Origin of the sequence: Thermoleptolyngbya sp. M55_K2018_002, assembly GCF_015295965.1 — a bacterium.
Classification (GTDB): Bacteria; Cyanobacteriota; Cyanobacteriia; order Elainellales; family Elainellaceae; genus Thermoleptolyngbya; species Thermoleptolyngbya sichuanensis.
In genome coordinates, this window is record NZ_DVEA01000143.1 from 1 (window position 1) to 13,540 (window position 13,540).

At 55.1% G+C, this 13,540-nt stretch carries 9 protein-coding genes; 3 read left to right on the forward strand and 6 right to left on the reverse strand.

What is annotated here, in order from left to right:
• Window positions 1-165: 165 nt before the first annotated feature.
• The 5 genes from IGS51_RS06800 to IGS51_RS06820 form a co-directional block, all read right to left on the reverse strand.
• Window positions 166-741, reverse strand: a complete 576-nt coding sequence (locus IGS51_RS06800; RefSeq protein WP_297077422.1) for a hypothetical protein — start codon at window positions 739-741, stop codon at window positions 166-168.
• A gap of 417 nt (window positions 742-1,158) precedes the next feature.
• Window positions 1,159-2,043: a sulfite exporter TauE/SafE family protein gene (locus IGS51_RS06805; protein WP_297077424.1), complete on the reverse strand. Its 885-nt coding sequence runs from the start codon at window positions 2,041-2,043 to the stop codon at window positions 1,159-1,161.
• A 328-nt stretch (window positions 2,044-2,371) separates the two neighbouring features.
• On the reverse strand, window positions 2,372-3,661 hold the full coding sequence (locus IGS51_RS06810; protein ID WP_297077426.1) for an aminotransferase class I/II-fold pyridoxal phosphate-dependent enzyme: 1,290 nt from the start codon (window positions 3,659-3,661) through the stop codon (window positions 2,372-2,374).
• Between the two features lie 269 nt (window positions 3,662-3,930).
• Window positions 3,931-5,133: an aromatic ring-hydroxylating dioxygenase subunit alpha gene (locus tag IGS51_RS06815; RefSeq protein ID WP_297077427.1), complete on the reverse strand. Its 1,203-nt coding sequence runs from the start codon at window positions 5,131-5,133 to the stop codon at window positions 3,931-3,933.
• Window positions 5,134-5,693: 560 nt separating this feature from the next.
• Complete coding sequence (locus IGS51_RS06820; RefSeq protein ID WP_297077428.1) at window positions 5,694-6,878, reverse strand: NAD(P)H-quinone oxidoreductase subunit H; 1,185 nt, start codon at window positions 6,876-6,878, stop codon at window positions 5,694-5,696.
• 866 nt (window positions 6,879-7,744) lie between these two features.
• Between IGS51_RS06820 and IGS51_RS06825 the strand changes: the two genes are divergently transcribed.
• The gene (locus IGS51_RS06825) at window positions 7,745-10,018 is read left to right on the forward strand and encodes a glycosyltransferase (protein WP_297077430.1); all 2,274 of its coding nucleotides are present in this window, start codon (window positions 7,745-7,747) and stop codon (window positions 10,016-10,018) included.
• Window positions 10,019-10,022: 4 nt separating this feature from the next.
• On the opposite strand, the gene menA is transcribed toward IGS51_RS06825, so the two are convergent.
• The gene (gene menA / locus IGS51_RS06830; protein WP_297077487.1) at window positions 10,023-10,892 is read right to left on the reverse strand and encodes a 2-carboxy-1,4-naphthoquinone phytyltransferase; all 870 of its coding nucleotides are present in this window, start codon (window positions 10,890-10,892) and stop codon (window positions 10,023-10,025) included.
• Window positions 10,893-11,500: 608 nt separating this feature from the next.
• Here menA and IGS51_RS06835 point away from each other — a divergent pair.
• Together IGS51_RS06835 and IGS51_RS06840 are read left to right on the forward strand one after the other, a co-directional pair.
• Complete coding sequence (locus IGS51_RS06835) at window positions 11,501-12,787, forward strand: isochorismate synthase MenF (protein ID WP_297077431.1); 1,287 nt, start codon at window positions 11,501-11,503, stop codon at window positions 12,785-12,787.
• An 86-nt stretch (window positions 12,788-12,873) separates the two neighbouring features.
• Complete coding sequence (locus IGS51_RS06840; RefSeq protein WP_297077433.1) at window positions 12,874-13,530, forward strand: Uma2 family endonuclease; 657 nt, start codon at window positions 12,874-12,876, stop codon at window positions 13,528-13,530.
• Window positions 13,531-13,540: the final 10 nt, after the last annotated feature.

Consider the following 13,540-nt stretch of genomic DNA (forward strand, 5'->3'; position numbering starts at 1 on the left):
GGGATCTTGCACGCTTTGCTACAAACAGTAGGACTTTTCAAACATCCTCTAAGAGCGTGAATCGTTGGGCGGCGGTACTGCCCAGCGATTCACACAAGGGAACCGGCAAAGTTGCACATTGCGTTAATCAGGAAGCGTTAATCAGGAAGTGTTAATCAGGAAGTGTTAATCAGGAAACGCAAAGCCCTGCCTGGGGTCGCGGATAAACAACCCCAGCGTCAGTGTATTCATGACCACGTCCCAAACGGGCGTGAGCCGCTCGGCATCGTCCACCCAATAGTCGAAGGTGATTAGGCACTGCACCCCTGAACCCAGCCCGATGCAGGTACGCGAGTAGGCTTCGCGATTTTCCTGTGAATCAAGAAACTTGAACTCTGTCCAGACGACCCGGGCGGTTTGTCGTTTGAGGCTGACAATCTCGCCCTTTTCTAAAATGTTGCGCTCGTCTTTTTCAACTAGTTCCTTCATCACGCTGACCAGCGGAAACAGCGTCCAGTCGCCCTCTGGCAGCAGGTTATAGGACACCTCCAGGCGGCAGTTGTCGTTGGGCGGCTTGCCGTCAAAAAACTTGAAGGATTTTTCATCCGGCTCGAAGATCCAATCTTCGGGAACGTCGAACCGCACCGCACCGCGTCCAGCTACGAAAATGTTGTAGCCATCTTGCGATTTCCAGTTGTGGTTTTCGGGCAGGCTGAGGGTTTCTTTCACCCATTTCAGATCATGCTTTGGTTTCTTTGCCATGGAGACCTTTGGGAGCGTTTTTCTGAAGAGCGATATTTTCCAGGCATTTTCTAGGCATTTTCTAGGCACTGTCTAGGCTACTTCTTGGGCTGCGTTTGCAAGACGCGCCAGCACACTAGCAGCGCCAGGGATACATAGCCAAGGACGGCGAACCAATCTAGCCAGGTCGAGTCAAGCAAGGTCGAGGAGGATAGGGGATGGGAAAGGCGAGAATTTGGAAATGTGAGAATTTGGGGCGATCGCAGGATAGCGCAAAAAGCTCGAAAATATCACTAAAAAATATCACTAAGTTTTGCGATAGGTTTTGCTATCTAGGGCGATTGGGTTGAGGATGGAGGTTTGAGGATGGGGGTTTGAGGATGGAGGGCGATCGCCCGATTCCAGGCTTGCTTTATGCCCTTCTCAACCCTTTGCACCCTAGCCCCCAAGCCCTTTTACACCCCGCATGGTCATATAGACTGCCAGGGCAATCAGGAAGGATTTGAACAGCCGATTCACAGTTTGATCGGACAGCTTAGGCAGAAGGCGCGTGCCGACCTGAGCGCCGACGATGCCGCCCAGCCCCAGACAAACCCCTGCAATCCACAGCACGTTGCCGTTATAGGCATGTTGCGCCAGTCCTGAAATGGCAATTGGTACGATCGCCCCCAGGCTGGTTCGCACCGCAGACTTGATTGTTTCGCCCAGAAACAGCGTTTGCAGCGGCACCATGACTACGCCACCCCCCACCCCAAAGAGGCCAGAGAGAATTCCGGCGAGGAGGCCAATTCCAGCGATGGGTGGGAGCGCATTGGCAGGGGGCGAAACGGGTGCTGAAACTGTTTCGGGGGCTGGAATTTTCAGTTGGCGCTCTTTTTGGGCGAGCTTGCGGCGGAGATCCATGAGGTAGATCGTGACCAGCAGCAGCACGGCGAAGGCAAGCGATAGGGAGGCATCGGGAAGGCGATCGCCCAGCCACGCCCCAACCTGCGCCGTCGCCATGCCAAACACCGCCAGCAGCAGAGAAACGCGCCAGTTCAGCGCACCCGTCCGCAGGTTTTGGTAGCTCCCTGACAAAGCACTCAGCAGCACACCAACCAGACTCGTCGCTGTTGCTTGCACCAGCGGCAGCCCAAAAAACGTGAGAATCGGCACCATAATCAGCCCGCCGCCAATGCCCAGCAGCCCCGACAGGGTGCCCGTCATTGTGCCCACTAAAAACAGAACCAACCAGCCGACGGGAGTGTCTAACATAGCGCTCGATGGATTGCAGCGGCGAATCAGCCCCAAGTAGCCGCAAATCGACAACTGATTCTGCGCCATTCTCCTATTTCGCGCTGCTAGACGCAAATGTTTTGGTTCAATCTTGGTTCTATCGCCCCCTTGGTTCCCCAAAACAAAAACGGCGACACCTTCTGCCGCCGTCTTTCTTGAGCGATGCAAGGTAGGTTCGATTTAGCGTTCAGAGAAGGGCGATCGCCAGTTCCCCGCTTTTCTCAAAATGCCTTAGGACTTATGCAGTCGGATAACTTCTCACAGGCGCAGCCCGCGAGAAATTATCCAAAATCCAGAAAGCCTATCGCAAGTGCGTAAGTTCTGTGCCTACAGCCTCAAAATGCCTGAACGATGTGCTAAACTAGGCGCTGCTAAACTAGGCGCTGATGGTTGCCGCAGGTTTATAGGACATTTCCTCGCGCACCGCCACCATTGCAGCCACCAGACGATCCATTTCCTCGCGGGTGTGCAGCGCGTTGGCCGTGATCCGCAGTCGGGGCTTGGCAATGTACCAGATGGGTGAAACCCAGATGCCGTGATTGGCCACGAGCGATCGCGCAAAGTCCTTCGGATTCAGATCCGGCGGCAGCAGGACGGGCAGCACGTTGGTTTCACCAATTGCCAGGAAATCATTCTCTGCCAGACGATTCCGTAGATAGCGTGTATTGTCGTGCAGACGTTGCACCAGTTCGGGATGCTGGCGCACCTGGCGCACAGCTTCCAGCGCGGCCGCCGTCAGCGGGGGAGCCAGAGAACAGGTGCCAATCGAAGACGGCGACACATTCAGCAGCGGCTTCAGTTCTGCCACGGGGCTGCTGATGGCGGCACCCACCGACGCGCCAAACTTCGAGAAGGTGGTCATAATCAGCGGCGTTACGCCCTTATCCAGCGCATCTTGCGGCAAAATTCCAAAGTGTTCGTAGATGCCGCGACCCGTCGCGCCGATCGACCCGCTGGCGTGGGCTTCGTCCATGACCAGGGTGGTGTCTTCATACTTCGACATAATATCGATCATGTCGGGCAGGGGCGCGATGTCGCCATCCATCGAGAACACCGCGTCGGAGACGACCAAAATGCGATCGCCCGGCTTGGCATAGCGCTTCAGCTTGCGGGCAAAGTCTTCCATGTCGCAGTGGCGATAGGCTCGCACGCGCACCGCAGGGCTATGGCCAAACAGCTTGCCTGACCGAGTGCCCGCATTGGCGATCGCCGACACGATGCAGCCGTGATTCAGCACATCGGTCATGATCAGTGTCTCGCGGGTGTTCTGGAACCCTGGCACCGGAATTGCCTGATGGCAAAACGCATCCATCAGCGCTTGCATGGCCATCCACGCATTTAAAAACAGTTGCGTATGACCCAGATGCTTAAAGGCAGAGATTTCATCTTCAAGCTGGCGGTGCAGGTCGATTCGTCCGCTCAGCACCGAGGTCGAACTGTTCGACGTGCCAAATTGCAGAATCGCGTCGATGGCTGCCTGCTTGACTGCGGGGCTTTGCACCAGACCCAGCACATCGTTTGTGCAGAAGGTCAGCACCATGCGGCGACGGCCCGTATCGGCCTCTTCAATTTCTACCAGGTTGCCCTGCTTGCGATGGCAGATATATTCATCCGGGTCTAGCCCGCTCTCATACCAGCGCTGAACGTATTCCTTGATAACTTGCACAGTAAACTCCCCTCACCTAACTGAATTGTGTAGCGTATCTTCTCTAGCCCCTCGGATGATTAGACTTGGCTTAACTCATTGCTGCTGAATCCATGCTGCTAAGTTCATGCTGCTAAGTCCATTGGCGCTATATCGACACTCGTGAAACCTGGTTGAGCTTTTGGGTGAATTCTCGACCCCTGGCGCTGCTCCGGCGGCGCTTCTTGATAATTACAATAAGAGTTTTCCTTTACTCTGCCAGAAGGAGATTAATCTATGTCTTGAGATTGTTACAGTTCACCCCTCCCATTGGAAGTGTCCACCGAACGCCTTGCCGAGTCTGCCAAAACAGGCTCAGGCTGCGGCATTTCTCCTTCGCTACTGGCTGCTACATCTGCTGGGGCGATCGCTCCAGAAATCGCTCCAGAAAACGACTCAGAGCATCCCTGAGACTGTTGCAGAAACTGCTCATACTGCCGCAAAAAGACACGCTGGAGCGCAATGATCGCTGGATTGATTTCCACGTAGCGTCGCTTGGGGTCTGACGTGAAAACCCGCTGCTCGCTCTCCATCATCTCCACATCTTGCAGGAGAAATTTCATAAACACAAACCGCCGCACAAACAGCATCAGCGGCTTGCGGATGGGGCGCACCAACCACTGCGGCAGGGGCAGCTTGAGGAACAGGATCGAGAAGGAGCGAGTTTCCTTGGGCCCCACGGGCAACCGATTGAGGTAGAGCGAGGACACGCCCTCCAGCGAACTGGTGTAGTGCGGATATTGGTAGTGAACCGAGACGACGCGAGTGGTTTTGCCGCCGTCTTCGCTCAGCCCCAGGGCTTTGGTCATCCAGCCGTCATAGTTCACCTCATACTCTGCCAGAACGGAATTAGGCGACTCCTTTAGCTTGAGCAATTTCGGGTCATACCAGCCCTGGAGGTTTTCGTGCAAATAGCCGTGAAACACATCCATCGTGTTCTCGTTGCAAATCGAGAAATGGGCGTGGAAATGTCCCGGAATGGGGATTTGAAAATAGGCAGGGTCGTCGTATTCCGGCATATGGGGCATGGCGACCTGTTCCGCTAGGGACGGATCACCCGGAAACACCCAGAGAATTCCATAGCGCTCTCGCGTTGGGTAGCTGCGGGCTTGGGCGCAGGGCAGTTTTTGATTGGGCGGCAGATAGGGAATGTGGGCACATTGCCCGTCTGAGTTGAATTCCCAGCCGTGATAGGGGCACACCAGGCGATCGCCCTTGACCTTGCCCTTGTGTAGCTCTACCCCTTTGTGGGGGCAGGCATCCTCTATCGCGTAGACCTGTCTATCGGGGGTGCGGTAGAGGGCGATCGCCTGCCGCCAGACTACCACTTGCGCCACCTGACCCGGCTGCAAATCTTCAGCCCAGTAAACGGGATACCAGTAGTTGGGGTTGATGCCGACCTCACGCACCGCGTTGTGGACGGTATGCCCCCTCAGTGTTGTTGCTAATTCCATCGAGCTTTCTGATACGTGAATCGAACTCGAACGCGCTTCCAAAGAGGTTGTTGTTTCTAGTGATCCAGCCATTGCTGCTGGAATTTCGGAAAGTCTCAGAACCTTGCGCCAGACTCTACGCACCGGAACTGTGAAACCCGCCACGCTGCCCAAAAAGCTCTGAGCAGATCGTGGAATGTAAACATACTTACCTAAATGTAAACATACTTATTTATCCTTGGTTGGAATGTGTAAGTCAATCCATTTGGACAAGATTGACCCAAACGGGTGAACCGCCGACCAAGAAATCGACTGAGAAATCGACCAAGAAAACGCTGAGCGACGCTGAACCGGGATGCATCAGGTGAAGATAGCCCCTATGACGCGATCGCCCTAGATCAGGTTCCATCCAGCCTCCACAATAAGTCCCTTGCTGCTCTGCAAAAACCGAACCGCGAGAACATACCAAAACGGCTCGAAACCCTTCGTCTCGAGCCGCTGAGATAAGTAGAACTGGCAAAAAACAGACTCAAACTGCACCAGTCATACAGCCGGTTGTGCAATGTGCCCTGCTCGGCCCGCTATCGGTCAACCGAACCCATAATCACGTCGATGCTGCCCAAAATGGCTACCACGTCTGCCACCTTCACGCCCTTCAGCAGGTAAGGCAGGATTTGCAGATTGTTGAAGTCGGCGGCGCGAATCTTGAACCGCCAGGGAAACACATTGTCATCGCCGATCACGTAGATGCCGATTTCCCCCTTGCCGCTTTCAATGCGGACGTAGTTTTCACCCTTGGGAATCTTGAACGTTGGCGCAACTTTTTTGCCGATGAACTGATAGTCAAAGCTGTTCCATTCGGACTTCGGGCCGGCATTCATCCGCTGGGCTTCTAGGCTTTCGTAGGAACCACCCGGCAAGCCTGCAAGGGCCTGGCGAATGATCTTGACCGACTCGCGCATTTCGCGAATTCGTACCAGGTAACGCGCCAGACAGTCTCCCGCGGTTTCCCAATGAATTTCCCAGTCAAAGTCGTCGTAGGACTCGTAGTGATCGACCTTGCGGAGATCCCACTTGACCCCCGAAGCCCGCAGCATCGGGCCAGACAGCCCCCAGTTAATCGCATCTTCGCGGGTGATGGTGCCAACGCCTTCGACGCGGCGGCGGAAGATCGGGTTATTAGTAATCAGCTTTTCGTATTCATCGACCTTGGGCAGGAAGTAGTCGCAAAAGTCGGCGCACTTATCCACCCAGCCGTAGGGCAGGTCAGCCGCAACGCCGCCAATCCGCCAGTAGTTGTTATTCACCATGCGGTAGCCCGTCGCAGCTTCCCACAGGTCATAGATCATTTCCCGCTCGCGGAAAATATAGAAGAAGGGCGTTTGGGCCCCCACGTCTGCTAGGAAGGGGCCAAGCCACAGCAGGTGGTTGGCGATGCGGTTTAGCTCCAGCATGATGACGCGGATGTAGCTGGCGCGCTTGGGCACGGGCACGTCAGCCAGCTTTTCGATGGCATTGACGACAACCGCTTCGTTGAACATGCCCGCTGCGTAGTCCCATCGGCTGACGTAGGGCACGTACATCACAGGCGTGCGGCTTTCTGCAATTTTTTCCATGCCGCGATGCAGATAGCCGATCACAGGTTCACAATCCACCACGTCTTCCCCGTCCAGGGTGACGATGAGCCGCAACACCCCGTGCATCGAAGGGTGATGGGGACCCATGTTAAGCACCATGGGTTCGGTTTTGGTTTCGATCATGGCCATAGGCGAACCGTCTCCTGAACTCGGTTAGGGGCTAATCGCGGCGATCGCCGCACTTGTGCAAAAACCAGACTGTTGCGTTCTCTTAAGATTATGCGGGATTTTCTAGATTTCTGCGATACGGGTTTTTGATGGAAGGTTAAGCCAGAGGTAATTAAACCAGATCGGGCCAGATCGGGTAGAAATTCCACCGTTAGAGCTTAATTGTCGCACCTTGAAGCGTGTGGCATGGTTTGAGAGGAGCTTTGCCAGATCAGTCCGGATGGGTTTCAGCCTTATATTTCCAGCCTTATATTTCAGGATGTTCTCAGCACGCTCAGATTGTTCTCAGCTATTTGTGGGAATGTACGGTTTGAGTAGTTCGCCTGAGCAATTCGCCTGAGCAATTCGCCTGAGCAATTCGCCTGAGCAATTTGCTTGAGCAACCGGTTTGGGTTTTCGGTTTCAGCGATTGATTTATGAGCCATCATGAGCGGGTGCTTCGTTGAGAACGCTACAGAAACTCGGCGTTATCTGTACGGCGTTACCCATACAACAGTTAGCGAGACAATAGTTAGCGAGACAACAGTTAGCGAAAGGGCTGGCTGATATACCTATGGCTTACCTATAGGGTTTACCGATATCGCTTACCTGGGCGATCGCGCTGGATTAGGCATTGGGATGGACTGAGAACGCGGGAGAAGACTGACGGCTTGGAGATTTCTGAGCCATTCTCAAATCCTTTTTGGTCTTGGATTCGTATCTAATAGGGACAGTGTACTGCTTTACACTTGGCTGAGCAAAGCTTGTAACGCTTGGCACCTTAGGACATTGGGTTTGGAATAGCGGTTTTGCTTAATCGCCGATGTCAGATTGAGGACTCATCTTCTATGACTACTTCTGAAATTCGTCGTCAGCAGGTGTCCCGATCCAGACCTGCGCCGATGCGTCCGCAGTTGACGACGCTGATTTTGCTGAGCGTGGTGGCGATCGCCTTTGTGATTGTGGCGCTCTGGTTTGCGGGCCAGGGCACGATTAGCAAAATCTTCGCCCAGATCAACGCGATTCAGCAGAACCCGCCGCTGTGGCTAGAAGTGCCGATGGTGACGGGGCAATACCTGCTAGTGCCCACCGTGGCGCTGTTTCTGCTGGTAATGGGGGTGATGGCGCTGTCGCCCCGTCCGCGTCCCTGGTCGCGAACCGTGGTGGTGACGATTTTGCTGGTGCTGACGGTGCGCTATGTGCTCTGGCGAGTGGCCAGCACGCTAAACCTGAATACGCCGCTAAATGGGGTGTTTAGCCTGGGGCTGCTGTTTTTGGAACTATTGATGCTGAGCAGCGCGATTATCCAACTGACGCTGATGCTGAAGGTGCGCGATCGCCGTTCCGAAGCCGATGCCCTTTCCCAAGCCGTGCAAACCGGACAATATGTGCCAACCGTAGATATTTTCATTCCCACCTACAACGAACCTGCCTTTATCCTCAAGCGCACGGTCATCGGCTGTCAGGCGATCGACTATCCGGCTAAAACGGTTTATTTGCTAGACGACACGCGCCGTCCCGAAATCCAGGCACTAGCGGCGGATCTGGGCTGCGAATATATCACCCGCCCCGACAATCGCCACGCCAAAGCAGGCAATCTGAACAACGCCCTGCCCCGCACCACCGGGGAACTGATTGTGGTCTTCGATGCGGACTTTGTGCCCACCCGCAATTTCCTAATCCGCACGGTCGGTTTTTTCCAAGATCCGCAGGTGGCGCTAGTGCAAACGCCGCAGACCTTTTACAACACCGACCCGATCGCCTACAACCTTGGGCTGGAAGACGTACTCACGCCCGAAGAAGAGGTGTTTTATCGCCAGATTCAGCCAATCCGCGATGGGGCAGGTAGCGTCATCTGTTCGGGTACGTCCTTTGTGGTGCGGCGCAGCGTGCTGGATGAAATCGGCGGCTTTGTCACCGATTCCCTCAGTGAAGATTACTTCACGGGCATTCGCATTTCGGCTCAGGGCTATCGCCTGGTATATCTGGACGAAAAGCTGAGTGCTGGTCTGGCGGCAGAGAACATCGCCTCCCACGCGCTCCAGCGGCTGCGCTGGGCCCAGGGGACGCTGCAAGCCTTTTTCATTCAGGCGAATCCGCTGACGATTCGGGGGCTGCGGCCGTTGCAGCGGCTGGCCCACCTGGAGGGATTGCTGCACTGGTTTACCAGCATTTCCCGCGTGGGTTATCTACTGATGCCGCTAGCCTATTCGTTTTTGGGCGTGATTCCACTACGGGCGACGGCGGCGGAGCTCATGTATTTCTTTTTGCCCTATTATCTGGTGCAGCTTGCGGTGTTTTCCTGGCTGAACTATCGATCGCGCTCCGCCGTGCTGTCGGACATTTACTCACTAGCGCTGGCTGTGCCCTTGGCAGCGACGGTGGTGAAGGTGATGCTGAATCCGTTCTCCAAGGGGTTCAAGGTCACGCCAAAGGGCACTGCGAGCGATCGCTTTACGTTTAACTGGAACCTGGCCGCGCCGATTCTGATTTTCTTCGTGCTGACAGCCATTAGCCTATGGGTGAATCTGGGCATGTGCATGATCAAGGGCGCATGGCAGCAGACCGTTACGCCAGAAGAGGCGATGGTGGTGAAAGGCATCGGGCTGGGCTGGCTGTGGAGCCTGTATAACCTGATGATGCTGGGGATTGCGCTGCTGATTTTGCTGGATGCGCCGCGCCCCAGTCCCTATGAATGGTTTGACCTGCGCCGGACGGTGCGTCTGCAAGTGGGCGATCGCTCGTTTTACGGCATCACCACCATGATTTCTGAAGTGGGCGCAGAGGTCGCCCTCACGCAGGCGGGCTTTCCGCCCCCGTCGCCGGATTTGCCGCCCGTGCAGATTGAGCTATTGGAAGAAAGCCTGACGCTCTGGGGATTGGTGGAACGAACGGGCACGAGCGACGAATTTCCCACCGTGCGGATTCTGTTTGAAGAAATGAGCCTGGAGCAGCAGCGCCGCTTGGTGGAAGTCTTGTTCTGCCGTCCGGGGCAGTGGAAAACGCGGCAGTCTCCTGGCGAGTTTCAGTCGCTCTGGCTGCTGCTTCGTGCGTTGCTGAAGCCGAGGGTGTTGTTTGGGCGAAATGTAGACGTGACTCCGGTGCCTGTGGCAAAAGTCTGAGGGATTAACGACCCAAGGCGGCTAGCGCAAACCCTGCACACAGCAGCAGGCTACTCCAAAAATGCAGCGAGACGGCGATGAACTTGCAGTTGCTGACGCGGGCGGGTTTGTCGTGGTTGGCGAGGACGTGGCGGCAGAGATGGAGCGCGGACGGCAGGCTGACAAAGATGAGCAGCGTCCAGATGGGAAATAGCCCTGCGATGATAAATAGCACCGTTAGCCCGTAGAGGCTGCCGCAGAGCCACGGGAGCAACTGCGCCGAACGACGAGTGCCCAGGCGCACGATGGGCGATCGCTTTCCGGCGGCGGCATCGTCTGCGACCTGGTGAAAGTGGGAGCAGAACAAAATCAGGCTGGTGCTGATGCCCAAAATGATGGATGCGGCCAGGCTTGTCCATGACCCCGACTGGCTCTGGCTGTAGTAAGCAGCCGATACACCCAGCGGCCCAAAGGCGAAGAAGCAGAGGATTTCGCCCAGCCCTTGATAGCCCAGGCGGAAGGGTGGGCCCTGATAGACATAGCCCAATCCGCAGCAGAGCAAGACAAGACCCAGAACTGTGGGATCTTGCTGAATCCAGGAAATAGAAATGATGCCTGAAATTCCCAGGATTAAACAAATATTGGCGATCGCAAAAATCAGAGACTTATTTTTCGTTAGATTCACCAAAGAATGATGTTTGTTCTGATCAATTCCGGTTTCCGAATCAAACACGTCATTGCTCAGGTTTTCCCAGATCAAAATTAAAATTGCGGCCGCTAAAAATGTGATCAAAATATCCCATTGAAGCGATCGCTTTTCAAAATAGGCGATCGCCGTTCCCAGCGCAATCGGCATAATCGCAACGCTATACATAGGTGGCTTCAGGGCTGCCATCCAGAGCTTTTTGGCAGGCGGCTTGGTGGGCTGCTCTGGGTGGGGGCCGACCGCAGACCCAGCGCTGAGTGTCGGTTCTAGGGAGTGAAGGTTTGTGGAGGGAGTTTGTCGGGTCGGTTTGGTCGTCATTGCGGGCGGGTAACTGCTGGAAGCCTCATTATTCTACGATTTTCCGCCTCTCCGATTGGTCGTGGCGACCTGTTGGAACTGTAAAGAGTTGTGACTGATGTTGCGGGCGTTCGCCCCTCGTCCAAACGCTTGATGGGCCTTGGCTTTGTGGGAGACAATCGTCAGCTTTATCAGATCTGATGGAGATCTGATGGGCCGGTGGCTAGACTTTGCCCAAGTATGTTACCTGTAGTAGACAGGCTGCGCCCGCCATTGCTGTTTTACTGCTCACCTTTATCGAACCGTTTTACCATTGACTCATGCCAGTCGCACCCCGACCGATTGAACCTGTTCAAGATTGCAAAAGTTTATATAAACTCCTTTCCCAATGCCAGAAGCATATCAAACAAGTCCTAGATTCTGAGCATCAATCTGGTTGCAATTGGGTCAGCATTTCTCAGGAGATTGAGGCGGTTGATCCACTGCTGGCTCTACATCAATTGAATCTCTCTGATCAGCCCCATTTCTACTTTGAAAAACCCTACGAAGGCGATGCCGTAGCGGCTTTTGGGAAAACTTTGTCGCTCAGCACAGGGGGCGATCGCCGCTTTTTAAGAACTCAGCAATTTCTCAAGCACAGCTTAATTGGGATGCCTCGTTTCATGGCAACTCATGGGGTGGAAACTGCGCCAATGGGCATCACCTCTCCTGCGGATCTTCGCTGTTTCTGTAGCTACACCTTTTTTGATGAACCTAGATCCCTTCATTCACCATTTGCCTCTGCCATGATCTTGCTGCCAGAGTGGCAGATTTTGCGCCAGCCAGATCGCTGTTTGGCAACCGCAAATATAGCGCTGGATGCGGATACTAATGTGACCATGCTAACCGATGCACTCTGGCGCAAGTTTCAAAAAATTCAGCAGGCAAACTATTCCTTATTAAACTTTGCGGGTAGTGAGGCGATCGCCCCCCCATCCTGGGAATTTTTAGAAATTAATGATTTCCAAAAAACGGTTGAAAAAGCACTCCGCTCGATTCATCAAAATCGCCTGCAAAAACTGGTGCTGTCTCATGCGGTTGACGTGATTTCTCGCCGTCCATTCGACTGGCTTTTTTCTTTGCATCATCTGCGGCAGCTTTATCCCGATTGCTATATCTTCTCGGTGAACCAGGGCGGCAGCAAGACTTTTATCGGGGCCAGCCCCGAACGACTGGTCAGCGTGCGGAATCAGCGCCTCACGACCGATGCGCTGGCGGGGTCTGCGCCGCGAGGCCGCACAGCAGACGAAGATGCGAGGCTGGGCTACACCCTGCTGAACACGCCCAAAGAGCGGCACGAACATCAGGTGGTGGTGGACTTTTTGCGCGATCGCCTGCTCTGTCTTGGGCTATCCCCCCAGATGCCCGCCGCCCCCGACCTGCTGCGCTTGTCGAATATTCAGCATTTGCACACGCCCATTCACGCCCACCTGCCCGCCCGACTGCACCCGCTGGAACTGGTAGACGCGCTGCACCCCACGCCCGCCGTGGCTGGGCTGCCCCGCGATATCGCCTGCGAGGAAATTCGCCGCTCTGAGGGCTTTGGGCGATCGCTCTACGCCGCACCCCTGGGCTGGGTCGATGCGGCGGGCAATGCGGAATTTATCGTCGGCATCCGTTCGGCCCTGCTGGAGGGCGATCGCGCTCGGCTGTATGCAGGCGCGGGCATCGTCGCCGGATCGGACCCCGCCCGCGAACTGGCTGAGGTGAAGCTAAAGCTGCAAGCGCTGCTCAAGGCGCTGGTTTAGGTTGATTGACACCGTTTCATCCTTGGTTTAGGCCTTGTTATATCTGATGTTCAGCCCTAACCCCCAATCCCCAACCCCTTCCCTCAATGGCTCCAGCGCCGATTGCCAAACCGATTAGCCAAATGCACCTGGCACCGGGCAGCGTGGTCAGCATTCCCGACCTGTCCTGGGAAGAGTTTGAACGTCTTTTGGAAGAACTAGGCGAACAGCGGGCTGCTCGAATTGCTTACAGTTACGGCACGCTAGAGATCATGGTTCCTCTGCCCGAACACGAACGCCCGACCGAGCTAATCTCAGATTTAGTCAAGCGATTGCTGAATACGACCGGACAAGACTACGAACCCTTTGGCTCAACCACTTTCAAACGAGAAGGCACCGCTGGAGTCGAGCCGGATGCCTGTTTTTACATTCAGCACGCGCCGCAAATGCGGGGTCGGCGGCGGCTGCAACCAGGCGATCCACCGCCTGACCTGGCCCTTGAAATCGATGGCACTTCTGCCATGACGCTAGCGGCTTATGAGGCGATCGCCGTTCCAGAGCTGTGGGTTTATGCCAATGGAAACCTGACGTTTTATATCCTGCATGATGGGCATTATGTGGAATCTGACTATAGCCCAACGTTTCCTGAGCTTCCAGTCAAGCCGCTGATTCTAGAGGCTGTGGCGCAGGTGTGGTCAGTCGGCACGCCTGCGGCGCTCCAAGCGTTTCAGATGGCGCTGGATCAGGGGTTGGATCAGGGATGATGAGGAGACG

What these genes read in the sequence shown, in the direction of transcription:
- IGS51_RS06800 (WP_297077422.1), bottom strand. Translation starts at nt 741, where the DNA reads ATGGCAAAGAAACCAAAGCATGATCTGAAATGGGTGAAAGAAACCCTC.
- IGS51_RS06805 (WP_297077424.1), bottom strand. Translation starts at nt 2,043, where the DNA reads ATGGCGCAGAATCAGTTGTCGATTTGCGGCTACTTGGGGCTGATTCGC.
- IGS51_RS06815 (WP_297077427.1), bottom strand. Translation starts at nt 5,133, where the DNA reads ATGGAATTAGCAACAACACTGAGGGGGCATACCGTCCACAACGCGGTG.
- IGS51_RS06820 (WP_297077428.1), bottom strand. Translation starts at nt 6,878, where the DNA reads ATGGCCATGATCGAAACCAAAACCGAACCCATGGTGCTTAACATGGGT.
- IGS51_RS06825 (WP_297077430.1), top strand. Translation starts at nt 7,745, where the DNA reads ATGACTACTTCTGAAATTCGTCGTCAGCAGGTGTCCCGATCCAGACCT.
- menA (WP_297077487.1), bottom strand. Translation starts at nt 10,892, where the DNA reads ATGGCAGCCCTGAAGCCACCTATGTATAGCGTTGCGATTATGCCGATT.
- IGS51_RS06840 (WP_297077433.1), top strand. Translation starts at nt 12,874, where the DNA reads ATGGCTCCAGCGCCGATTGCCAAACCGATTAGCCAAATGCACCTGGCA.